We start from the raw sequence: 24,980 nt of genomic DNA, 5'->3' as shown, positions 1-24,980 counted from the left end.
CTAACGGAGCTAACACTATATCTCTTTTGTTATTTTCATCTACAGTAAGGATATACTAATACCTGTAACAGCTATATTGTTTTGGTTAGCTACAACATTTATTTTATTTAAGTGACTTTCTAGAGACTTCATATCAAACCAAACTGCTCTTGTTTGGTTTGTATTGGCTTTGCCTTCAAAAGGGGCAATACGAGTATGATAAAAATTATTATACTCTGCTATAGCCTTGTCTAAAGAAATAATTTTTTCAGGTATTAACTGGCTGTTTAGTTCTTGTTCATTGGAGGTTTCGTTTTCGCAACTTACTATTGAAGCAGAAAGTAAAACCCCAAATCCGAGTTTTAAAAATGTGTTTTTTTTCATGTACTGAAAGTTTAAGATTTAATTGTGTTATTAAAGTAAAGCAAAGTTATGCTTGTATACTTTATAGCATGTGTCTTAAATCGTGGTTTTGTTACCCTATTTTTTTGACTTTAACATTTGTAAGAAGTTTTGTAGGGTTTTGAAAGCACCCATCCCTGGCCCTTCCCTCAAGGGAAGGGAATCAAGTCTCCCCTGGAGGGGAGATTTAGAGGGGTGTTTTTACGACTTGTTTTATAATGGTTCTCGTAGTTTGGTTTATTAGGAGTTAGATAAGCAATGTTGACACCCATTTCTAACCCTTCCCTCAAGGGAAAGGAATCAAGTCTCCCCTGGAGGTGAGATATAAAGAGGTTTTTTGTTGGTTGTAAAACTCGAACTAAAATATAAAAGGTGCTTTAATCTATTGCCAATTCCATTTTAATATTACCACGTTGATAGGGAGGGTTGGCTTCGAGGGGGATTTCTACAAAACCGTATTTTTTATATATGTAAATGGCATTTTCGAGCTTTCTATTGGAGTAAAGTATAATTTTTTTCCAGCGGTTTTTTTTAGCCAGCTCAATACAATATACTAACAGTTGCTGCCCAATATTTTGACCTTGAAACTCCGGAGATACTGCCATTTTACCCAATTCATAAATACCATCACTGCTTTTGATGAGGGAGAATGTACCTGCAATCGTATTATCGACTTTTGCAAAGAAAATATAGCCTCCTTTGTTGATAATAGTTTCCTCACATCGTTGCAGAAGATCTTCATCATGCGGCTCTACCACAAAATATTTTTCTAACCACTCCACATTTAAACGCGCAAAATCTTTTGCATAATGGGATGTAAAAGGGATGATTTCAATTGTTTTCATTTTGCTTTTTTAGTTTACTATACTCCTCTAAAATCCGATTGCTTAGTGACTTTTTTTGAAGTTGATTTTCAAAAAAGTTTAGGTGACTCGTTAGGCTATTCGCGGAACCCTCAGTTAGCCACTTCACTTGCTGATCAATAATTTGCCATAACGGTATGAGCTCATGGTGTAGTGCAATGCCCTTTTTGGTGAGCTGAAATAGCTTTTTGCGTTTATCTTGCTTATCAACTTTATGGCTAATCAATTTTTTACTTGAAAGTTTTTTAATGGCTTGTGTAATTGCGGGTTGCGTGTATTGTAAAGCTTCTTGTATGGTAGTAGTAGTTACCTGTTGATGCTCTATAATTATATTAAACACCGGAAAGAGGTAAGGGTCAAACTCAATATTGCAAGTGTCATATACGACATGTATTTCGCGCATCATAAGATCACTCAGTCTTTTTAACCGAGATCCCAGACCTAATTCTCCATAGGTTAGTAAGGCATCTTGCATAAGTATTTATATAAGTGCTTATGTAAATATATCAAAAACCCTTAGATTTTAAAAATTGAACTGAGTTTTTTAACGTTGATTAATTTTGTAATTATTCGTTATTTCAATTCCTGCCTTTCCGAGAATGACAAGTGCCGATTGAATTGCCTGATTTATTATCCCAAGGTACGTTAGGGTCTATTATTTTTTATTATTTATGTTTACAAACACTAAAAATGTAAGACTATCATTTCTCCAACCCCTTCTTCAACACCGATTGAATACCAGCAAGATGTTCGCTAAATTGCATCATTTGTGCGAGTACCTGTGCCATTTCGTTTTTGTCCCCAAAGCCTTTTAGCTTATTATTTTTCACAAAGGTTTCTTTAATAGCGGCCCATCGTTCTTTTTCTTCGGCAGAAATGGTGCCTGCAAGTTCTTTGTACTTTAACAAATTCGCCTCTGCGGAACTGGTAAGCGTTTGCGATTCGTTTTCATAATGGGATAGGAGTAGTGTTTGTAATTCTTTTTCGTTCATAATAGGCACTACCTTTGCTACCAACTTACTCATATCTCTATACGATCCTTGTAATTTAAATGAAGGTTCTACACGATAGGCGTCTTCCATTGCCGCAGATTGTATATAGGTTTCGTTAACCTTTAGTACGGTGTTTCTTATGGTCAATACCTTTTCTAATACAGCTACATAATCCTGAATTTCTTGCTTGGTATGATTTCCTTTTAGTTCGATACCATCCTGCGTGCCAGATTCTGCAATTTTGATGAGTTTATATACATCTTCAAAATATTTACTACTTAATTGATGTAAAACAGGATTAGAAGTCATCGCATTTTCAATAAGGCTGAGCTTAAATAAATCTGCGGTATCCCCAATGATATCTCCAAGGTTATAGATATCTGCCCGGTTAGCTAACATATCAGGGATCTGAAATTTATCACCGCTTTCGGTATAGGGGTTACCCGCCATAATCACACAGAATCGCTTACTGCGCAGGTCATAAGTTTTTGGTTTACCATTGTATACTCCTTCTATTTTTCTGGTACCATCAGCTAGTGAAATGAACTTTTGTAAAAACTCTGGATTACAATGTTGGATGTCATCCAGGTAGAGCATTACATTGTTACCCATTTCTAAAGCAAGATTCAGCTTTTTAAGCTCTTCTCTGGATGCGGCATTGTTTGCTGCCATAGGATCTACCGAAGTTACCTGGTGCCCAATGGCAGGGCCATTGATCTTCATAAACACTAACCCTAAGCGATTGGCCATATATTCCATCAAGGTCGTTTTACCATACCCTGGAGGTGAAATTAGCAATAACATACCCATACGATCAGTACGTTTATTATCACCTACACTACCTAATTGTTTAGCCATATTATCACCAATCAAGGGTAAATATACCTGATCAATTAATTTGTTTCTCACAAAAGAGGAAAGTACTTTGGGTTTAAACTCTTCGAGCTTTAGTTGTTCTTTTAATTCTTCAGTAACCTGGTGCTTCGCTTCTCTATACGCTTCATAAGCAGGCACTTCTTTTTTAGTAAATTCGGAAACCGTAGTTACAAAATTATGATAATTAAACTGAAACGTTCCTTCTTCGATGGTGTAATGGCTTCCTTTTAATCCTGTAATGGTTTCTGAAGGATTTACGTGAATGATATCTATGGCAGAGGTGTCGCTGAACAGTAAAAGGCAAACTACCTCGTTGATATAGGTTTCGTAACTAGCATAATTAGAGTTAATAAAAGAGCTAACCCACTGTTTAGCAAGATTTATTTTATCATTCCAGTTTACGGCTCCATTGGTTCGTTTCTTTTGATCTAAACCTAAAGAGGTTTTAAGTTTAGCAAGTATATTTTTCTTTTTTAATGCCGAAAGTAAAGCTTCATAAATTTCATGAGCGGTTTGGCTATGACTGAAGGTAGCATCAGATTGTAATTCCTTAAATAAATAATACGCTATGGCATCTCCATTTTCGACATTGAAATCATCCACTTCGTTTAGCACCTCTGATACGGATTGATGGATGCTTTTTGTTAAACCAGAAAGCAATGACAAATAGGCCTTACTCTTTGGAAACATGGCTAAAACATCACCTGATTCTTTGATTTTGGTGTTCCAGTATTCTTGTTTTTCTGCTGAAAGACTGAACCAATAATACTGTGCAAAGGCTCTGATGTTTGGATCATATTGCAACAGGCCGAGATCGTTATGTTTAGTAACCAGTACCTTGAGGATTTTTGCAGCGTCTATATCGTGAACCCCTTTGATATATCCTTCTGCATAGTTTTTACTGCTTTCGGATCTTACTAATTCCAAAAGCTCCTCATCGTTCATACTTGTCAGACTGAGCCTGTCGAATTCTTTAGTGTTCTTTTTATTTGATTGCGCTTTGACAGCATCCGTGAGATGAAGCAGAAATATCTTATAGGCCAGATAGGCAGAACGATACACGTCTTGATTTTCAGAAACGAGTTCCTGGTTCCAATACTTTTTAGATTGTAACAGAATTTCATTTTCGATTTGCTGATAAAAATCTGTTCCTGTAAGATGATACGCTAAGCCTTCATCTTTATAAACAATAGTTAAATCAAGAGGTTGTTTGTTAACTCCAAATTTGTGATTGCCTAGCTTGATGATGTTTTCTCCATCTTCATAGAGGTCTTGTTTGTCTTTAAGCTTACGGGTAGCATCTTCTTTAGCAACTTTCAAAGCGGTCTCAATCGCTTCAGCTTTACCGGCATCATCAAGATTTTGCAGTTGGTTGATGATATCCCGAAGTTTATTGATCATTAAATCTGAAGCAAAATAACCATTAATTTCAACGACAGAATCTAGTCCCATTGCTTTTTTTGCTACTCCTTTTACAATTCGCTTGGCAGCATTCTCTAGGGCAACCGCTTTTTTATTGCGCTCCTCAATCAGGCTATTTTTTCGTGCTTCGAAGGCATTGTATACTTCTTCGCGCTTTTCGATGATCTGAGTAATAAACTCTTCAAAATCTGCAAAGCGTCCTTCCAAATCTTCGAGCTGAACGGAAACTTTATTTAATAACTCATCTGTTTTTTCAGGAGTATTGGCAATATCTAAGTAGTTGATAATACTTTGGTCTACCAATTTGAGCTGGGCAGCGAATTCGGCAGTGGCTTCTTTACTACCAAGTGATTTTATTTTGTTTTTAATCCCCGCCTTAAGCTGATTGATGGTAGCAAAAATTAGCGATATATTATCAATAATCTTGGTGGAATGAGAGGTGTCTTCAATTTGAAGATTAGAAACGATATCGATCAACATTTCCAGATCAGTAGCAATTTGGTTTACCTCCGCTTCTAATTTCTTGGCGTCTATAACCTTATTGATTTTCGCTAAAGCGTCTTCTTTTTCTTTGATTCGATCGTGATAGGGCAGAAGGGCTTTGTCATCTAGTAGAAATTGTACACAGCGTTGTGAAATTTTTTCAGTTTGTTCTGCTATTTCATTTTCTAGCTTTTCAATAAATATCTTTTCTACATATCGGATATCGTTTAGCGCTATGACTTCGCCTCTCAATGTTCTTAATTGAGCAAGTACGTTTACAAAATCATCGATAGAGCGAAACGAACTACTTTTAATTTTCCCAAAGATTGCATCGGCCTTATCTTGAGTTTCTTTGGTTATTGCAGTCGCAGTTCGCCGTAATTGCACAACCTTTTCGAACTCGTCTATGGCTGCATTAGCTGCATTATTGATTTCGGATAAAGGTACATTCAGGCGAAAGGTGGCTTCTTCTCTAATCCAATAGTAACTATCAATAATATCATTAGAGGATTTGGCAATATCATCATACAGCCCATCGTAACTGTCCTCTTTGTTAAGCAGGGTAATTAAAGCCTGGCATTCTGCCATGGCTTTTACAATATCTTTATTGCCTATTTTGTATAGTAAAGTGTCCGTATGCTCAGAGGGCATTACATTTCCTTTCATAAAAGGCGTTTGCCATATCTGAATGACATGGTGTTTGGTTTGCTCGTCTTCAGTTTTAAAATAACATAGCTCACCCTGCTCTAAAATGGTAAATCCATTGCAGATAATGGGCGTTTTTACCTCTTGTTCAATTACATTATAAGACATCAACACATACAGCCCTTTTTCATTTTGATAAAAGACGTAAAGAAAATCTTCGCCGTTGGGTGAACTTATTTTATCCTGAAATTTTACATTAGTAACACTATTTTCAAATAACTTGAATTCTCCAGACTGTAAATAGTATCCATTAGGATAAATGACTCCCTGTTCGTCGGGTAATAATACACAGGCATCTTTGATCGCAGGAATCTTTTTTACCTCTTGTATCTTGTGATTATAGATAAAATATTGTGGTTTTTCTTGAAAGGGTTTAATCTCTAAAGCGATAAGGTTACCCAGGTCAGCAAAACGATACTGACCATCATCTAGGGTTTGATCGACGTGTTCTACGGCCTCGTTATATATTCCCTTACCATCTTCAGTATTGTCTTCAATTTTAATAGTGAGATCTCCACCAACAGTCTCTACAAATACCTTGTCTTTAATGGATATATGAGGGTGCGTTCCATATCGATGCATGTCTCTGCCAACTTCTGTCCAGTTAAACTCGTGTTGTTTAGGAAATTTAAACTCGTGTTCACTTCTGTTATCTACATAGGTCAGTTTTCCCTCATTAATTAACCACTTAAAGGTTTTAATGTCAGAAACACTATCGCTAAGCTGAAAAACCATATGCAGGTAGTTACCCACAATCGCAAATTTAGAAAAAATGGTATTTCGGTAGTACTTATAGAGATTGGTAAAATCATTTATAAATACGTTATCCTGAATTAATTCTAAAGGCTCGGTAGAAAAATGATCTTCTTTGTAGGTGTAAATACTAAATACATCTGCAAGTGTAATCTCAGTGCGTAAACCAAAATGAACATTATACCCAAAAATACAATACTGACCAATCGTTACAATATCGCGCGCAATACAATTATTCTCGGTGTTGATACGATTATTAGCGATTAGTTTGGTTTCTACACTACCAAAAACTTCTTGACGAGCTGCATTGAGCTGCGCAAGCCGCTCTAAAAGTTCATTTTTTTGTTTATCCAAACGGTTTTGAATGATCTCGTAGGTACCACCGTCTAGTTGTTGTGTATGTTGGGTCGTTTTATCTTCTTGCATACTATTAATGCTATTTTGTTGTTTGGTTGCGCTTGTTGAAGCACAAACAAAAACTTTACTTTTTATTGAGTTATTACACTTCGACAAGCTCAGTGTGACAACCAACTATTATCAATTTCTTGTCTATTTTTACAATTTTAGAGCGCTTAAAAGAATTTTTTAACTCATACTTATATACCCTATAAATGTTATAAAAGCACAAAAAATAATAATGCAAGCAACAAGTCTTTTTAAAAATAGAGTACTTCGCTGCTTTCTTAGTTTATGTCGTATTTCTTGTAATAGCTCATCAGAAACAGGTTCTTTTTTAATGCCCTGACTCTCTTTATCACTCGCTCTCCATCCATCATAGGCTTCTCTTTTTTGCCTTCTACTGTTTCGTAAAAGATTGCTCAAATTATGTCCCGATCCTCCTCCTGCGCTCATCGCATTAAAATTTAGAAGTAAAATAAAAGAGTAAAGCAATGGTTAAAGCAAGACTTATAGCAATCGCTATTGTCATTTTAATGCTTAAAATTCGGTTTTGCTTTTTTAATTTTTCTCTTATTTCTTGTAAAACTTCATCAGTAACCGGTTCAACTTTTATTCCCGGACTTTCATTGTCTAAGCTTCCACTTATATGGCTGAAAGCTTCCCTTTTGTTTCTTCTATCATTAAACTTGATTGAAGCAATCATTGCTGCAATACTCATAATTAAACCTATTTAAAGTTAAACAATTCCCATCCTGAGTCTCCCCGGATGGGAAGACTCTTATGGGTTTAAAAATGTTGTTGTGATATTCATATGATTTATATCAAAACGGCATATCAGACGTTGCGTTATTTCAACTTTTTATCAGATAATCCTAATCCTTTCGCCAGATTGAAGAGATTGGTAAACAAGTTATTCTCCTCCGGGTCGCTTGTTTTTTGCTTAAGCTCAACTAAAAGATTAGCGATGGTTAGATTTTTAATATCTTCTGATGATATGCCGTACTTTGTAGCAAACTCTTTTACTTTTTGTAATAGGTTGCCTTGTACGTCTTCACTACCTAGGATAGCATCCTTTACATCCTGAATATTCTCTGAATGTTGTACCAATCTATCGAAGCCTTTAGCTCTTGTAATTTGCCCCATAATCTGTTCGAAGAACATAGTTTCACCACCAACAATATCAATATTAGCCGCTTTAAGTGCTTCACCAATTACGGCAGCCTGTGCATCAGCGATTTCTTTTTGGACATTGATATGTGCAAGATCAACTTGTAATTCCTTATCAAGCTTTAACTTGAACTCTTCGTGTTCTTTACCAACACCATCAAGTTTCTTCATCGCTTCAGCCTTTTCTTCGATACCAGCAGCATCCGCAAGGGCCTTTTCTTTGATCACTTGTGCTTCTGCCATACCATCCTGACGTTTTGCTTCTGCTTTTGCTTCAATACCTGCAGCTTCGGCTTTGGCTTTTTTCTCGATAACGTTAGCTTCCACTAGTCCCTCGCGTTCTCTGGCGTCTGCTTTAGCGTGCATCACTTGTGCCTCGGACATACCCAGTGTTGCCTCTTCTTTCGCTTGTGCTTCTGCCAGCGTTTTGCGGGCTTCGGCCTCTTTTTCACTGGCTTCTTTACGTGCCTGCGCTTCAATATTAATTTCTTCTGCTTTCTGCTTCGCGGCTTCTTTCTGTGCTTCAGCAGCTTTCGTGGTTTTGATTAAAGCTTCTTGAGCATCAGCTTCTGCAATGGTAATCTTAACCTGCTTTTCACGATCCGCTGTTTTAAAAGCTTCGATGTCTTTCATATTTTCTTGCTCCTGAACCACACCTTTCTCTAGCATCACACGATCGCGGATTACATCTTGAATGTTTTTCTTCTCTACTTCAACGACTTTCTCCTTTTCGATCTGTGCCAGGGTTACAATTCTTTCGCGCTCCGTAGCCTCTAGCATTCTGTCTTTTTCTACTCTTTCGGTCTCTACGGCTTCGGTTCTTTGTTTATTCTTTAAGGCGACAATAATCTGGCGTTGCATATTTTCTTCAGCAACCTTTACTTTTTCTTCTGTAGCAATACGTGCGGTTTCGGATTTAAGACGTTCCTCTTCAGATACTTTAAGCGTTTCAGCCTCCTCACGTGATTTGATGTTTGCAATCTCACGTTTTTGTTGTTCTTCTTTTTCCGCTAATTGCTTATCCAGTTCTAATATGGCTTCTCTAGCTTCAACATCTTGTTTACGGATGGTCTTTTCTTCATCCCTTTTTATAAAGTTAGACTTTACGTTCTGAGCCGCAGTTAACTCGGTAATTTTTTTGATACCTTCGGAATCCAGAATGTTATCTGGTTTCAATACACTTAGTGAAGTTTGCTCTAGATCATCAATGGCGCAATCATCTAGAACATAACCATTTAAATCTGTACCTATGATGTCGATAATTTCTTCTCTAAATTCCCTCCGAGCTTCGTATAATTCTACGAATTCGAATTTTTTACCTACTGTTTTAAGCGCTTCAGAAAATTTGGCATCAAATAAATTTCTTAAGACATCAATTTCAGAGGCTCTTTCGCATCCTATGGTTTGTGCAACATTGATAATATCGGCCGTAGATTTATTTACCCTTACAAAGAAGGCAACTTTAATATCAGCACGAATATTGTCTTTACAAATCAAACCATTAATTCCTGTTCTCTCTATTTCTAACTTCTTTACAGAAATATCCATTATTTCCATTTTGTGAAGTACAGGGACCACTAATCCGGCATTGAAAAAAACTTTTGTTCCTCCCATACCTGTTCTTACTAAAACTTTACCCTGAATAATTTTCTTATACATTGAAATTATCCAGACTAGTAACCCAAAGCCTACAATTACTATAGCAGCTATGAGTATTATTGATGATTTTTCTAGCATTGTATTATGATGTATTTAGTTATTATGTTATGAAATGGTATTAAACTTTTCTATTAGGTAATATTTTTTATCCTTTGATTCATTGACAATTATGGCTTCCTCACCAGATTGGATTTCTGCACCTTTGAATCCTTTAGCGTACACTAAAATAGGATCTCCCTTTACAGTAACTTCGACTTGTCCAATTTTGGAACCAGATACAGGTGATTTTACAAGACATCTTCTTCCTAAAAAGTCAATTTCTTCTTCCCCTTTATGATTTATATGTCGATATATTCGTGCTAATGGCTTGGTCACAATTTTGGCAATAAAAAGACTTACTATAAGGTTAGGAATCAAGAGCACAAAACCAATCCAGTTTTCAGCCAAACCAAGATAATGTGTAATATTTACCGAAATAAACCACATAGAGAAGAATATAATGGTGATCATAAACATCAGTGGTAATTCGTCAAAATTAAAATACCTTAGTATTTGAACTCCAACACCTTCAGTTGCGCCTTCTGTTTGAATATCTTTTCTAGGTAAGTCAACGTCCGGATTATAATTATCGATATCACCATCTACGTCTACGTCTAAATCAAAATCCGCTGAAGCATCAAAGTCAACATCGAAAAAATCTAGATCAAAACCAGTAAAGATGGTTAAAACCCAATATAGCAGTAGAAACAAGCATACGATTGAAAAAAATGCATTTACCGGTGAAAACGCTATGTCTATAAGTTCTTCCAAGGTTTTAGTTTTTTAGTTTTACTATTTTAATCTCCTCCGCAGGATGAGCAGCTAGAGCAAGAGGAACAAGAAGAGCAGCTTGACCAGCTGTCATCAGATCCCCAATCTCCAAAATCAAACCAGCTTGAAGATTCTTCTTGTGCAGGTTCATTTACGCTCAAAGGGTCTTCAGCAAGTGTGTTTTTTATGGTTTCTTGATTTGCATCAGTTTTAAAAATACCATCATCAGATGAGATTTGATCTGCATATCCTAAAGGCTCATTTAGCTCATTCTCAAAATGTGTTTCCTGAATAGTGCAATGGTGCTCGTGCATTATATCAGACCATATGAGTGTATAAAATACATAATCATCAAATCCATAATACCTTCCATAAGCACCACCTCCACTATACTGAGACTTGTATTCTTTTTTATCCACGACTTTTTTAGAAGTGATAATTTGTTTCGTTTTCAAAAACACTTCGATGTCATCTATCTTAATTTGTTTTTGGAGCTCGTATTTGATTTTATAGAGATAGCTTCTGAATAGTTCTTTTTTTAAGTTTTTATAGCTGAGAAATGTTTCTTGATCAGCTATTATTGCTTCTATTTGTTCCTTTGGATTTTCTGTTGAAAAATCCTTTAGAAATCCGGATACATGAATCTCTATGGGATAAATACCCACTTTATGTTCTCTATTAATGGAAACATCAATCAGGTACTTAAAGCTTTCATCCTGGTGTTCTAATACAAGGTGTAATTGTGAAAAGTGAACAGACATCGCATCATTTACTTCGATCTCATATTTATCAAGCGCTAGCTTGAGGTCATTTTTTTTACCTTCTTTATCGTGGTAGAAGTCAATGTCATCATGAGAAATTTTAATAATATTATTAACTCCCAGTTGTTTGAAGCTTGCGTTGATTTGTTGTAAAATTGAAACAGCTGTAAATGTTTCCCGTTCTTGTTTGTCACTAACGGCTCCAAAGGTCATACTATGTAAAAACTTTCTGAAGGCTTTAGTAGGTTTTACGGGTACTATTTTGGTTAATTCAGCAGGATCAATTGTTATAATTCCTTCAAAATACATATTGATTGGCTAGTTTAGGCATGATCCACAATTGGAAAGCTCCCATTCTTCTTTAGCTTGTTTTCCCCAAATTAAAGGGTTTGGTTGCCCAAATTGCTGGATATAAAATTGAATTGTTTTGTTAAAAATTCCTGGTTTTGTGTTCTTACTAGGGGTGTGATGTATATATCGGCCGTAGTGTTCGGTACAAAACTTGGTATAAAATCGTGTAAAAAGGATTAGTTCGTGCCAAGCTAAATCCACAATTAGGGATGGGCTAAGTTTAGACTTTGAAATATGAATTAAGTCTAGAAAGCGAACTAGTTCTTTAATCAGCTCTTGATGACCAACTTGATATTTGCTACAAATAGGATCTAGCTTTTCTTTAAATAGAGGTATGGAGTCTACTATAAGCGCTGTCTTATCCATTATAAGGGTTAGGCCTTTGATAAGGTTTCCTGAAAAATCAGGAAACCTAGTTATTATCTTTGTTGTCCATTCCTAATTTCGCTTTAAGTTTAGCCAAATCATCATCTGCACTTGCTTCGGTAACATCAATTGCTTTGTCCAATTCTTCATCAATAGATTTAGAGGCGTTAGCAATGTCACCATAAGCTTCGGCAAGCGCTTCCTCTTGATTGACTTTGTCCTTCATGCGTTCTAACATAGAAACGGTACTGGAGCTATCAATTTCTGCCATTTGCTTGTTTAGATTTTTAGTTGCGTTAGAAACTTTTACTCTCGCTTTTAAAGTTTTGAGTTCGTTTTCCCATTTAGAAATATTTTGCTTTATTTCTTGTACATTCTTTTCTAATTGAGCTACTGACTTGTCAAATTTTTCAGACTCTTCAACCGTACGAGTAACGTGCTGTTGGGCTTCCTCTTTTTTAATCAAAGCTTCTTTGGCTAAACGATCCGCTTCTGCAGTATCCATATTGCCAGATTGGGCTTTTTTAAGAATTAACATTGCCTTTTGCTCATAGTCTTGTGCTTTAGCTTCGTATTCTTCTTTATCGTTACGGGCTCTAATTGCCAGGGCTTTTACCTGAGCCAATGCCTCTAAGCTTTTATCAAGATCTTGTTTCATATCTCGTATTCCTTGTTCCGTCATTTTGATAGGATCTTCAATTTTGTCAATCGCAGAGTGTGCTTCTGCTTCACCTATCTTAAATAGTCTTCTAAAAAAGTTCATAGTGTTTAGTGTTTTGAAAAGTTTATGATTTGCTCAGAATATTCGCTAAGTAATAGTCCTAATGAATTTAATGAGCCTTCTATTTCGTTGAGATCCAGATTTTCTACTTGTAGTGTATCTCTAAAAATTACTTTAGTTCCTGATTCATCCAGTACAAAAGCTCCGTGAACGATATCTCTATTTTTTTGAAGTAAGCTTTTGTATACAAATTCAGTATTGCTTTTAATATTGAAAATGTGTTGTTCCATAATTAAGATGGGAGGCGCTACTCCTAATATCATATTGTTTATACCTTCACTTTCCTTACTTATTACTAAGATTCCCTCGTTTTTATTTTCGTGGGTGATGTTGTAATTAAGTTCCAAAAGGTATGTTTTAACCTGTTTGAAATGATCCTGCATCTTTGGTTGTTTTGATTGGTTTTATAAATTGATTTCTAGCGGTTTTGGAGAGAAGTCAATATTACAAAAACTCTACTAATTTTTCTACGATCTCAACAGTTAAATTAGCGATATAGTAAATGGCGATTATCATGAGTTTAGTTTTTAAAAGTTAAACATTGTGCTAAAATTTTTAGTAAAAATTAGAATTGTGTGAAATATTAATTTTTTTCTATTAAAATTAGCAGCTTTAAAAGATATTAGCTAATATTGTTAGAGCAAATATACAATAATTTTAGATTATTGCAAATTAAATTAGCAAAATATGTCATTTTTTGGAAAGAATATTAAAAAAATAAGAAGTATAAAGAGTTTAAGTCAACAGGCATTTGCTGAACTTTTTGACTTGAAACGCGGAACTCTAGGGGCCTATGAGGAAGGAAGGAGTGAGCCGAAAATTGAAACCATAATTAAAATAGCTAATTATTTTAGCATTAAAATAGATGATCTACTTACTAGTGAATTAACCGTAAATCAATTATTGAAGTTTAAAGGGGATCTTACTACCAACGTAGATGAAATAAAGAGAGAACGTTTTCCTTACATACCTTGTATTACGGAAGTAACATTACAGGATTACATTTCTAATTATAATAAAGAGACTTTTATCAATGAATTACCTACCATTCAATTGCCACTGAATCCTGATAAAAAGTTTAGAGCATATACAATTTCTAATCTCGAAATGACTTCGCACGATAAGGGTTTTTATCCTAAAGATATTGTTGTAGGTGAGTATGTACCCAATGACATTATTAAAAAACTCAACAATGGCACCTTAGTATTTGCCTTAGTTAATGATCAATTGCTATTTCGACGCTTATATGTTACTAATAATAAAATGGCAGTGCTACGAGCAGATCACAAAAGTATTGCCGACGAAGAGTTTGAAATACAGTCGATCAAGGAATTGTGGAGAGTTCGCTATGTGTTTTGTAGGCGAATTCCTGATTTTACAGATATCATGGAAGATAAATTATTAATGATTGAGCAGGAATTGTTAAAGATGAAGAAGAAGTTAGGATAGTATTTAAAAATTTAGAGAGTCTAAATTATCATTATCATATTTTTATAGGCATTGAGCAAAAATTGAAAAAACAGTAACTTTTTATAGTAATTCATATAGAATTTGTAAATTAATAACTCAAAAATTAACAACTGCAAATAAGAGGTTGAAATATCGTTATAGATATTAACTATGAAGTGTATTGACAACATAGTCTATTCTTATTTTATATTTGGGTTATTTAAAATAAACAAACTCTTTTTACTATGGAAAATTCTAACGGTTCAGCTAATACTTCACAAGGTCATAGTACTATTTATAATGTGAATCAAAGTGAAGCTATGTGTCCTTTCTTAAATGGATCCTTAAAAAACGTAGCTGGTGGTGGTGCCAATAATCGGGATTGGTGGCCCAATCAATTAAAATTAAACATTCTACGACAAAATTCTTCTTTAGTAGACCCGATGGACAAGGATTTTGATTACGCAAAAGAATTTAAGTCTTTGGATCTAAAAGCTGTCAAAAAGGATTTAACTCAGCTGATGACTGATTCTCAAGACTGGTGGCCTGCAGACTATGGTCATTATGGACCCTTTTTTATTCGAATGGCCTGGCACAGTGCAGGTACCTATAGAATAGCGGATGGTAGGGGTGGTGCTGGATCTGGTACTCAGCGATTTGCACCGCTTAATAGTTGGCCAGATAATGCCAATTTAGATAAAGCTCGGTTATTGCTTTGGCCAATTAAACAAAAATATGGTAAGAAGATCTCATGGGCGGATTTAATGATCTTAGCTGGTAATGTTGCATTGGAGTCTATGGGTTTTAAGACTTTTGGTTTTGCAGGGGGTAGAGAAGATATCTGGCAGCCAGAAGAGGATATTTATTGGGGTCCCGAAACGGAGTGGCTTGGCGATAAGCGGTATGAAGGTGATCGTGAATTAGAAAATCCCTTAGCCGCTGTTCAAATGGGACTGATATATGTAAACCCAGAAGGACCTAATGGAAATCCAGATCCTATTGCCGCTGCACACGATATACGCGAAACCTTTGGTAGGATGGCCATGAATGACGAAGAAACTGTGGCACTAATTGCAGGAGGACATACTTTTGGAAAAACACACGGTGCTGCAAATCCAGATGAATATATAGATCGAGAACCTGCCGGAGCGGGTATCGAAGAACAAAGCATGGGATGGAAAAACTCTTTTGGTACCGGGAATGCACAATATACTATTACCAGCGGATTAGAGGGTGCCTGGACGACTACACCCACCAAGTGGAGTAATAATTACTTTGAAAATTTATTCAAATATGATTGGGAATTAACTAAAAGTCCGGCTGGTGCACATCAGTGGAGACCTAAAAATGGAGCAGGAGAGGGTTTAATTCCAGATGCACATGATCCAAATAAAAAGCATGCTCCTTTTATGTTAACAACAGATCTATCGCTAAAAATGGATCCTGCGTACGAGAAGATTTCTAGGGACTTTTATGAAAACCCGGATAAGTTTGCGGATGCGTTTGCTAGAGCGTGGTATAAGTTAACGCATAGAGATATGGGTCCGATAGCACGCTACTTAGGTGCTGACGTGCCCAAGGAGGAATTGATATGGCAAGATCCCTTACCAAAAGTAGATTATGACCCTATCGATGCCTCGGATATTGCAAGTTTAGAAGCTAAAATTGCTGAATCTGAAGCTACCATTTCTGAATTAGTTTCTATTGCTTGGGGAGCAGCTTCATCCTTTAGAAATTCGGATAAGCGAGGCGGTGCTAATGGTGCCCGAATTCGTTTAGCTCCGCAAAAGGATTGGGAAGTTAATAACCCAAAACAATTACAGCAGACATTAGGAATTTTAGAAAAAATCCAAAAAGAATTTAATGATAGCCAATCCGGTAATAAACAAGTGTCGCTGGCAGATCTTATTGTATTGGCAGGTAATGTGGCTGTAGAAAAGGCGGCAAAAAATGCAGGTTATGATATAATAGTGCCCTTTACCGCAGGTAGAGTAGATACTACGCAGGAATTGACAGATATTGAATCTTTTGAGCCCTTGGAACCAAGAGCTGATGGGTTTAGAAATTATATTAAAGAGGATTATCAAGTATCTGCTGAGGAGCTGTTATTAGATAAAGCACATTTGTTAGCCCTAACCGCACCGGAAATGACAGTCTTGGTTGGAGGTATGCGAATGTTAGGTGCCAATACCGATGGTTCTTCTCACGGTGTCTTTACCACGAAAAAGAACACTCTTAGTAATGACTTTTTTAAAAATCTCTTGGACTTGAATACTACCTGGAAGGCGGTTTCAGATAAGGAAGACATTTTTGAAGGCCGAGATCGCAAAACTGGAAATCTAAAATGGACAGGGACACGTGTAGATTTAATTTTCGGATCTAACTCTGAACTAAGAGCAATTGCTGAGGTTTATGGTTGCCAAGACGGAGAAGAAAAATTTGTGCACGATTTTGCTAAAGCTTGGGCTAAAGTTATGCATCTGGATCGATTTGATATGTAATCAAATAGTGAATAAAAATGTAGATACAAGGCACAGGTCACTACTTTCATAGTAGTCCTGTGCTTTACTAAAATTAAATCAGTATATTTTATGAGTTTACTATTTGATGCCATAAGGCATAATAAATTAGACAGCATACAGCAATTAGTAACGGCTAACGAATCATTAGTGAACACTGTAGATGAACGTGGCTCAACTCCATTGTTACTGGCATCCTATTATGGTCACTTGGAGGTTGTACAATTTCTATTATCTTTTAATCCTTCAGTTGATGCCGTGGATGCTATGGGCAATACCGCTTTATTAGGGGTAAGTTTTAAAGGATATACCGAAATAGCATCCTTATTAATTGCAAAAGGAGCGAATGTAAATCATCAAAATAAGGCAGGTGCAACTGCTTTGATCTATGCAATTCGATTTAATCAACCAGAAATGATAAAAATTTTGATGGAGCAAGGCGCTGATCCTAGTATCGCGGATAATGAAGGAAATTCGGCAAAGACCTATGCTTTACAGCAAGGGATAGATTTAGATGAATTTAGAATAATATCAAGTGGAACCTGAAGCTTATACTTATATAAAATCGGTAAACGTTAGATCTGTTCGTTTAAAGCGTCAGCTATTGATGTCCGCATCAAAAGCAGATGATTTTGAAACTTTTTTAAGAGAAAGTATTGGTACTGAAGTATTGGTTGTGAACTCTAATATGGGTATGGAAGTGTATTATTATAGCTTTAAGGACTGCAGCAAATTTATTAAAGACACTTTATTAATTTACACCATAAATTCTTTAGATAGTTCAAAATTAAGGTTCAGGAGTAATACAAATGAAGATGAAGTATTCAAATGTTTTGAAGAAGCTTTATCCTCATTTTCCCAGTACCCTCAATTATTTTTAGGGTATGTTAAAAAGTTTCTTTATTTACAACAAAAGAATGCGGATAGCATTTACCTTGTACCAATTCTAAACGAATATTTTGAGAAGGTGTATACGAGCTTGAGCCATAAAAATCAATTACCGCACTTAGAAAAAATCGAAAAAGCGAGATCCAATATTACAAAGGCAAAGGATAAAGACCTCATTCAAAATCTAATTGCCGAAATTTTAAAAAAAAGTCATTATAATTAGAACAACCTAACACCACTATAATTTTCTGTAAACGTTGATTTTACCCTTTTTGATACTAAGAAATATGGTACCCATATCACCATAACGAATAGAGACCTAGCTATATCCTTATATGCTTCGATTTTATCTGTTTCAGAATAAAGTGTATCATTAAGACTAAAGGCTACAACGGTATCTAAAACTGTAAATGCAAAAGTAACTACGTAATATATAATTATAAGCTGTGGTAAAATCGTTCTTCTTTGGTAAAACAGAATGGCAATTAAAATTGAATATACAAGGAAAGCAGCATTGTAGATTATTTCGAGAATAATTAGCAAAGAATAAGAGAGCTCAGTTAAACTACTATGCTCTTGACTGATGTAAGCCCAAGTAGCGGCACTAAAAAAGTTATCAAATTCAGTATACATAGCAATTATTGATCGAATAGGAGTAATCGTAATACCAATGGCAATTAATATAAGCCATCCTCCAATTTTTAAGCTTTCTTCTCTTGGGTTTTGAGATTCTTTGTTGTAGGAAGTATAAATTTTTATACCAAAAAATGTAAAAAGGCCTATAGAAATTATACCAATCAATAGTAATATCCAACTTATACCAGTATTGTCACCAATATAATTGGTGTTATAAGTAAGTAGATATGATAGTTCGTTTTGAATTTTTTCATGTTTAGCAATAAAACTAGCCGCTAAGTTTGATGGTATATAACTTTGAAAAGTTTTATAAGAGTGCGTAAGGTTAATTTTCCGATAGGAATAATCCACATCGTAAGTATACCTAAAACTTTCTCCTTCAATGGTAGAATGTTCTGGTGAGATATTCCAATCCTCTGGTAAATTAACTACAATTTTATGTTCAAGATCAACAGGATAGCTAACGTAATATGGCATAGTCCTTTGCGGTGACTTACTAAGGTTAGTGTAGGATTCTAGATTTAAAGGATAAAATTCGCTATATAATATCTTTGGATCTTCTGGTGATTTTGTCCATAAAGAGTCGATGAAATAGGCTTCCTTAATGGTTACTTCATTTCTGTGAATTCTATCATCAATAAACTCGATTTTGGAAAATTCCTTTATACTAGGATACAGTGCACTATAAAAATTAAGGTAATCTTTCGCAATTTTATTTTTGTCTCTTTGAGCAAATAATTCTCTTTGATTATCAGCGCCCGCACCAGAGTATTTTGTGGTAATGAAAAGGTACGCTGAGCCTCCTATTTCATCTATATCATATTCTTCTAATATGCGAGTTTTGTTATTTGTTTTGTATTTAATTGAAATTAAGTCTCTTTTCTCATGATTCAGCAAAAGGCCTATTTTATAGTCAGGAGTATGTAAGTTTTCTATACTTCCGCCCTGATGACTAATTGTAGGATCAATAAAATACTCTGAGTTGTCTTTTACAACGTGAACAATACAGTGGTTAAATGCATTTGGTGATGGAAGCTCTTCTTTGATGTTTTTTCCGTTGTAGGAGTGTACCAATATAGGATAAGCTTCAATATTAAATATCTTTAAAGTCTCTGCTAGTAAGAAGGATTTCGCTTTACAATCGCCATATCTTTGATCAAGAACATTATTAGGTGTCGTGGGTATATGAGAATTAAGTCCTCCTTCAAAACCCAGATATCTGATGTCGTCTTGAATAAAGGTTCTTATCTTAGATAAAAGTGAGTCTTTTGGTACATTTTTGAAAAGTTTTTTTACCTTCTTTTCTAACTTATTTCTGTTATTATCACTAATACGATAGTGTTTGGAATATTGATTTGCGACTTGGCTCCAACTATCGAATTCTGATATGGATACATTTGGTGAGGGGTCATACCAAGAAGGTGTATTGGTGTCGTAAATTAATGCTTCTAACTTATGTAGTTCCCATTTGTATATTCTTGTATCGTTAAGCTCTTGGATATCAGCTTTTGGAGCGTCATTAAAATACTTAAGGTTAAGTTTCCTTGTGTTGGATGTGATGAGTTTAGAAAAAAGTTTATCAATAGGTATTCCATATTGAAAATAAATTTTAGTATGATATTTATTCTCGTATACAGGATTTAAGCCTTTAATTGTAAAAGAATAATCAATAATATCTCCTTTTCTAACATCGGTTAGATTTATAAATGCTGTTACCGTACCGTCATATAGAAACCTTTCCATATTGGTTTCTCTTTGAACGGTTTTGATATCGCTTTCTGATAGTTTGTTAATTGATTCACCATTCCTTATGATATTAATCTTATGAAAGGTTATATCTTGAAAAGAAGGGTCAAAATCAATATTAATATCAGATACCTGTTGAATACCTTCGTGATTTAAAATCTCAACAGTATAATGAGAGAAGAAGCTTTGTTTTTCAATATTTGATTGAAAGTCAAGTAATCGATAGTAACATCCACTGCCTATATTATCAATATTCGTAATTGTAGATTTTGAATTCTCTACAGATTCAATCCAATTGGGCTGGGGTCCTATTGAAATATTTTTTTCCTGTCCGGATATATAATAGCAGGATAGTACGAAAAATGAAAGAAGTATAAATTTGTTCATTTTATTGATTTTTATACCTCTGAAAGAAAGTTGGGGCTCTTTCAAAAGAAATTATTATAGTTTAGCTTGCTAAAACTCAGCATTTAAAGGTGTTCTTGGATATGGAATAACATCACGTATATTGCTCATACCCGTAACAAATAATACTAGCCTTTCAAAACCTAATCCAAATCCACTATGTGTGCAGGTACCGAAGCGACGTGTGTCCAAGTACCACCAAAGTTCTTCTTCAGGGATATCCAAAGCAGCCATTTTTTCTTTGAGGACTTCTAGTCGTTCTTCACGCTGAGAACCTCCTACGATTTCACCAATACCAGGAAATAGAATATCCATAGCCCGTACTGTGTTTCCATCTTCGTTTAACCTCATGTAGAAGGCTTTGATTTTAGCAGGATAATCGAATAAAATCACCGGGGATTTAAAATGCTTTTCTACTAAAAATCGCTCGTGCTCACTTTGCAAGTCAGCTCCCCATTCTTCAATTATGTATTTGAATTTCTTTTTCTTATTTGGTTTGGAGTTCTTCAGAATTTCAATCGCTTCCGTGTAGCTTACTCTTTTGAAGTTATTTTCGAGCACAAATTTAAGTTTGTCTCTCAATAGCATCTCCGAACGCTCTGCCTGTGGTTTTTGCTTATCCTCCTGTACCAATCGATTTTCTAGGAACTCTAAATCATCTGCGCAATTATCTAAGGCATATTGAATCACATACTTGATAAAGTCTTCGGCCAGATCCATATTGCCATCAAGATCACAGAAAGCAACCTCTGGTTCTACCATCCAAAATTCAGCAAGGTGTCTTGAGGTATTCGAGTTTTCAGCTCTAAATGTGGGTCCAAATGTATATACGCTACCCAATCCCATGGCATAGGTTTCGGCTTCTAATTGCCCAGATACAGTTAAGTTAGTTTCTGCTCCAAAAAAATCTTCTTTGAAGTTAACAGCTCCAGTCTCATCTTTTGGTACATTAGTAAGGTCGAAATTAGTTACTTTAAAAGCTTCTCCTGCGCCTTCAGCGTCGCTCTTGGTGATCACTGGTGTATGCACATAGTAAAAGTTGTTTTTTTGAAAATATTCGTGGATTACGAAAGAAAGTTTAGAGCGAACCCTCATAATAGCCCCAAAGGTATTCGTTCTTACTCTTAGATGTGCTTGCTCTCTTAATTTTTCTAAAGAATGTCGCTTAGGTGATAATATGGTTAACTTAAGCTCTTCGGGGTTAGATTCTCCCACCACTTTTAGCTCAGTAATCTGTATCTCTACTTTTTGTCCTTTTCCCTGACTTTCTACCAAAGTACCGGTAATGGCTACAGCTGCACCTACCGTTATTTTTTCTTGTACTTTGTTGTCGATTGCATTATCTTCTAAAACACATTGAATATTATGAATCGTAGAGCCATCATTTAATGCTATGAATCTATCGTTTCTAAATGATCTGACCCATCCTTTTACGGTTACGGGTTGTAATAGTTTATCGCTTTTAAGAACATCTACTACTTTACTATGTTTCATATGTGTTTGACTTTTTACTTAAGGTTTAAAAATCAGAAAAATTCATTTTAGCACTATACCTCTTATCGATGAATTGCGTAAGAAGTATAAAATTTAGTTGGCAAAGATAATTGTAAATATTATTGTCACCTAATATAGGTTTTCAAAATTGTAGTTTCTACCTGTCATTTTTTGGATTTATTGCATTAAAAAAACCACAACTTTGATGTGGCAACATATATTCATATCCTATGTTTTTACCATAAAAAGTGCAAAATTGGGTAATTATAGTTGTTAAAATTTACTAGCATAATGCAACAAAAACCGTATTGTTGAGCAATGTAATTGAAATTAAAATATTGTAAATCAATTAATTATATGAAACAAAAATTTTTATACGATTGATTGAATTGTTAAAATTTTTATACATTTTAAATTAGGGTATTTTTCCCCCCTTGAAGCTATTTTTTAATCAAAGGACCCTTCTTATCTTGCATATGCAATTATGACGATTGTGTTTACGTTAAGTTTAGTTCGATAGGTTTTGGGGTAATCTATCTTACAGAAGTCCCGGAAGTTTTTTCGGGGCTTTTTCATTTAATGCATTACTGTTTTTTTTTGCTGTCTTCTTCGAGTAACTCATCATCACTAGGCGCAATTTGAATCGCTGGCTCTCGTAGTGTTTTTTTGTTAGCAATACTCCTTTCTAGCGAAAGTAATAATGAAGGTAAGAGTAATAAATTTGAAAGCATAGCAAAAAGTAGCGTAGTAGATACCAATCCTCCTAAGGCTTTAGTTCCTCCAAAGCTAGAAATCATAAACACTGAAAACCCAAAGAATAGCACAGTTGAGGTATAAAACATACTTAGCCCTGTTTCTTTTAATGCAGCGAATACTGATTTTCGAATGCGCCAGTGATTTGCTTTTAATTCTTGCCGGTACTTCGCTAAAAAATGTATCGTATCATCCACAGAAATACCAAAGGCCACACTAAATACTAAGATGGTAGAGGGTTTAATAGGAACTTCTAGATATCCCATTAATCCAGCAGTCATAAGTAACGGCAGTAAATTAGGAATCAAGGAAATGATAATCATTTTAACAGATCTAAACATCCAGGCCATAAATATGGCTATTAATATAATGGCTAGTCCTAGAGAGAAAGTTAAATTCCATACTAGATAATTGGTTCCTTTTTGAAAAATCAGGGCCTTACCAGTAAAAGAAACGTCATAACGTTCTTTGGGAAATAATTTTTCAAGCTTTGGTGCTAATGCTTCCTCAATTTTTTCCATTTTTTCCGTACCTATGTCTTTCATAAATACAGTTATTCTTGCGTACTGTCCCGTAGAGTCTACATAGCTTTGCATTACCCCAGCTTCATTTTCAAAACTTTTGGCGTACGGCAAAATAAAATTTCGCTCTTGGCTAGTAGGTAGTTGATAATACTTAGGATTACCGTTGTAGAAAGTCTGTTTAGCATACTTCACCAAATTTACTATAGAAATTGGTTTAGAAAGCTCAGGAATTTCTTCCAATACTTCTTCCAATTCATTCATCCTTTTAAGCGTTGATAGCTTAAGTACGCCTTTTTTTCGTTTGGTATCTATAAGAATTTCTAGTGGCATTATACCATCAAACTCATCTTCAAAAAACTCTATATCCTTAAAGAACCCAGCGGATTTGGGCATATCTTCGAGTAAACTACCACTTACCCTAATGGTGTAGATGCCGATAATACTAACAATTAATATGATAATAGATATGGAATAAATGGCAATACGCTCATTTTTAACCATACGCTCCATCCAGTCTACCAGTTTTTCCACCCAACTTTTTCCTAAATGTTTTAGGTGTCGTTCCTTGGGTTGAGGCATGTAGCTGTAGATGATCGTAATAACCAACAGACAAAGAATAAATAAAGCGACTATGTTAATGGAGGCAACGATACCAAATTCTTTGAGGAGTTTGCTTTCTGTCAATGCAAAGGTGGCAAAACCAGAAGCTGTAGTAATGTTAGTCATTAAGGTCGCATTACCTACTTTGGTGATTACGCGTTGTAGGGATTTCGCCTTGTTACCGTGTTTTTTAATTTCTTGCTGATACTTATTAATCAAAAAGATACAATTCGGAATACCAATTACAATTACTAGTGGAGGTATAATGGCAGTAAGTACGGTAATTTCATATTCTAGCAAGCCTAAGATTCCAAATGCCCACATTACACCAATAATCACTGCAGTCATTGAAATGAAGGTTGCTCTAAAGGATCTAAAAAATAAAAAGAATATCAAAGAGGTTACCAGTAACGCAGCTAAGATGAAAATTTCAATTTCATCCATAATTCCCTGCGAATTTAAGGTCCGTATATAAGGCATTCCTGATACCTTAACATCCATACCTGTTTTATCTTCAAATTCTAGTATTCTTGGGGTCAAGGTGTTTTCGATGAATTTTTTACGTTTACTGGTATTTACGATATCCTTTTTTAGATATAGTGCACTTTGTATCGTTTTGGAGTTAGGACTATATACAAGTCCTTCATAAAAGGGGAGCTTATTGAATAATTCGTCTTTATAACCTTCAATTTGTTGTTTAGAAAAAACAGTATCTTCTAGGAAGGGTATGAGTTCAAATCGTTGAGGATTTTGTTCTTTTTTAAGCTTTTTTAGGTCTCCAATAGAAATTACCAGATCGATTTCTTCGTACTGTTTAAAGGAGGCATTGAGATCGTTCCAGGCTTTGAAATTTTTGGGTGTAAATAAACTACTATCTTTAACTGCCAGTACAATTAAATTTCCTTCTTCTCCAAATTTATCAAGAAATTTTTGGTACTCTACATTCACCGGATGGTCGTATGGTAACATATTTGCTTCCGAAAAAGATAAGCGCATATTTTTCCACTGGAAGCCAAGAAATACAGTGATTCCTATGATCCCGATAAGAATTATTAACCTATTTCGAAGAATTATACTTGCTAACGTATTCCAAAAACCTAGAGTAAGTAATCTTGCCATGCTTTTTTTTCCTACTGCAAATGTAAGGATTTAGGGTATTTTATAAAGTAGTTTTTTAGGAAAGAATACAGAGTTTTA

19 protein-coding genes are annotated in these 24,980 nt (G+C 35.1%); 4 read left to right on the top strand and 15 right to left on the bottom strand.

Annotation, left to right across the window (positions count from 1 at the left end):
- Nucleotides 1-39: 39 nt before the first annotated feature.
- From EV197_RS00570 to EV197_RS00515, 12 genes are all read right to left on the bottom strand, one after another.
- Entirely contained in the window at nt 40-363 is a 324-nt protein-coding gene (locus EV197_RS00570; protein WP_130284790.1) for a hypothetical protein, read from the bottom strand.
- 395 nt (nt 364-758) lie between these two features.
- Entirely contained in the window at nt 759-1,226 is a 468-nt protein-coding gene (locus EV197_RS00565; RefSeq protein WP_130284789.1) for a GNAT family N-acetyltransferase, read from the bottom strand.
- Complete coding sequence (locus EV197_RS00560; RefSeq protein WP_130284788.1) at nt 1,213-1,719, bottom strand: MarR family winged helix-turn-helix transcriptional regulator; 507 nt, start codon at nt 1,717-1,719, stop codon at nt 1,213-1,215. Before EV197_RS00560 ends, EV197_RS00565 begins: the two co-directional genes overlap by 14 nt.
- A gap of 226 nt (nt 1,720-1,945) precedes the next feature.
- Nucleotides 1,946-6,901 carry a DNA repair ATPase gene (locus tag EV197_RS00555; RefSeq protein ID WP_130284787.1) on the bottom strand — a complete coding sequence of 1,652 codons (4,956 nt, stop codon included), beginning with the start codon at nt 6,899-6,901 and terminating at the stop codon, nt 1,946-1,948.
- A gap of 159 nt (nt 6,902-7,060) precedes the next feature.
- Complete coding sequence (locus EV197_RS00550) at nt 7,061-7,327, bottom strand: hypothetical protein (RefSeq protein WP_130284786.1); 267 nt, start codon at nt 7,325-7,327, stop codon at nt 7,061-7,063.
- A gap of 4 nt (nt 7,328-7,331) precedes the next feature.
- Nucleotides 7,332-7,592: a hypothetical protein gene (locus tag EV197_RS00545; protein ID WP_130284785.1), complete on the bottom strand. Its 261-nt coding sequence runs from the start codon at nt 7,590-7,592 to the stop codon at nt 7,332-7,334.
- Nucleotides 7,593-7,720: 128 nt separating this feature from the next.
- Complete coding sequence (locus EV197_RS00540; RefSeq protein WP_242610669.1) at nt 7,721-9,700, bottom strand: flotillin family protein; 1,980 nt, start codon at nt 9,698-9,700, stop codon at nt 7,721-7,723.
- Nucleotides 9,701-9,805: 105 nt separating this feature from the next.
- A complete protein-coding gene (locus tag EV197_RS00535) occupies nt 9,806-10,510 on the bottom strand; it encodes an OB-fold-containig protein (protein WP_130284783.1) in 705 nt (234 codons plus the stop codon).
- A gap of 26 nt (nt 10,511-10,536) precedes the next feature.
- Nucleotides 10,537-11,580: a hypothetical protein gene (locus tag EV197_RS00530; protein ID WP_130284782.1), complete on the bottom strand. Its 1,044-nt coding sequence runs from the start codon at nt 11,578-11,580 to the stop codon at nt 10,537-10,539.
- A gap of 9 nt (nt 11,581-11,589) precedes the next feature.
- Complete coding sequence (locus tag EV197_RS00525; protein ID WP_130284781.1) at nt 11,590-11,988, bottom strand: glycine-rich domain-containing protein; 399 nt, start codon at nt 11,986-11,988, stop codon at nt 11,590-11,592.
- Between the two features lie 46 nt (nt 11,989-12,034).
- Entirely contained in the window at nt 12,035-12,751 is a 717-nt protein-coding gene (locus EV197_RS00520) for a PspA/IM30 family protein (protein WP_130284780.1), read from the bottom strand.
- 5 nt (nt 12,752-12,756) lie between these two features.
- Nucleotides 12,757-13,152: a type III secretion system chaperone family protein gene (locus EV197_RS00515; RefSeq protein ID WP_130284779.1), complete on the bottom strand. Its 396-nt coding sequence runs from the start codon at nt 13,150-13,152 to the stop codon at nt 12,757-12,759.
- A 304-nt stretch (nt 13,153-13,456) separates the two neighbouring features.
- Here EV197_RS00515 and EV197_RS00510 point away from each other — a divergent pair, with 304 nt between their 5' ends.
- From EV197_RS00510 to EV197_RS00495, 4 genes are all read left to right on the top strand, one after another.
- Nucleotides 13,457-14,218, top strand: coding sequence for a helix-turn-helix domain-containing protein (locus EV197_RS00510; protein ID WP_130284778.1), 762 nt, complete (start codon nt 13,457-13,459; stop codon nt 14,216-14,218).
- Between the two features lie 245 nt (nt 14,219-14,463).
- Nucleotides 14,464-16,719 carry a catalase/peroxidase HPI gene (gene katG / locus EV197_RS00505; RefSeq protein ID WP_130284777.1) on the top strand — a complete coding sequence of 752 codons (2,256 nt, stop codon included), beginning with the start codon at nt 14,464-14,466 and terminating at the stop codon, nt 16,717-16,719.
- 90 nt (nt 16,720-16,809) lie between these two features.
- Nucleotides 16,810-17,283, top strand: coding sequence for an ankyrin repeat domain-containing protein (locus EV197_RS00500; RefSeq protein ID WP_130284776.1), 474 nt, complete (start codon nt 16,810-16,812; stop codon nt 17,281-17,283).
- A 61-nt stretch (nt 17,284-17,344) separates the two neighbouring features.
- Nucleotides 17,345-17,848 carry a hypothetical protein gene (locus EV197_RS00495; RefSeq protein WP_130284775.1) on the top strand — a complete coding sequence of 168 codons (504 nt, stop codon included), beginning with the start codon at nt 17,345-17,347 and terminating at the stop codon, nt 17,846-17,848.
- Here the strand turns inward: EV197_RS00495 and EV197_RS00490 are convergent.
- From EV197_RS00490 to EV197_RS00480, 3 genes are all read right to left on the bottom strand, one after another.
- The gene (locus EV197_RS00490) at nt 17,845-20,394 is read right to left on the bottom strand and encodes a DUF3857 domain-containing protein (RefSeq protein WP_130284774.1); all 2,550 of its coding nucleotides are present in this window, start codon (nt 20,392-20,394) and stop codon (nt 17,845-17,847) included. The genes EV197_RS00495 and EV197_RS00490 overlap by 4 nt on opposite strands.
- Nucleotides 20,395-20,463: 69 nt before the next feature.
- A complete protein-coding gene (gene asnS, locus EV197_RS00485; RefSeq protein WP_130284773.1) occupies nt 20,464-21,906 on the bottom strand; it encodes an asparagine--tRNA ligase in 1,443 nt (480 codons plus the stop codon).
- Between the two features lie 584 nt (nt 21,907-22,490).
- Nucleotides 22,491-24,902: an efflux RND transporter permease subunit gene (locus EV197_RS00480; RefSeq protein WP_130284772.1), complete on the bottom strand. Its 2,412-nt coding sequence runs from the start codon at nt 24,900-24,902 to the stop codon at nt 22,491-22,493.
- Nucleotides 24,903-24,980: the final 78 nt, after the last annotated feature.

Origin of the sequence: Aquimarina brevivitae (genome assembly GCF_004216895.1) — a bacterium.
In the GTDB taxonomy this organism is placed as follows: Bacteria; Bacteroidota; Bacteroidia; order Flavobacteriales; family Flavobacteriaceae; genus Aquimarina; species Aquimarina brevivitae.
The sequence above is the reverse complement of the archived record's forward strand: the minus strand, read 5'-3'. Positions and strand labels throughout refer to the sequence as shown.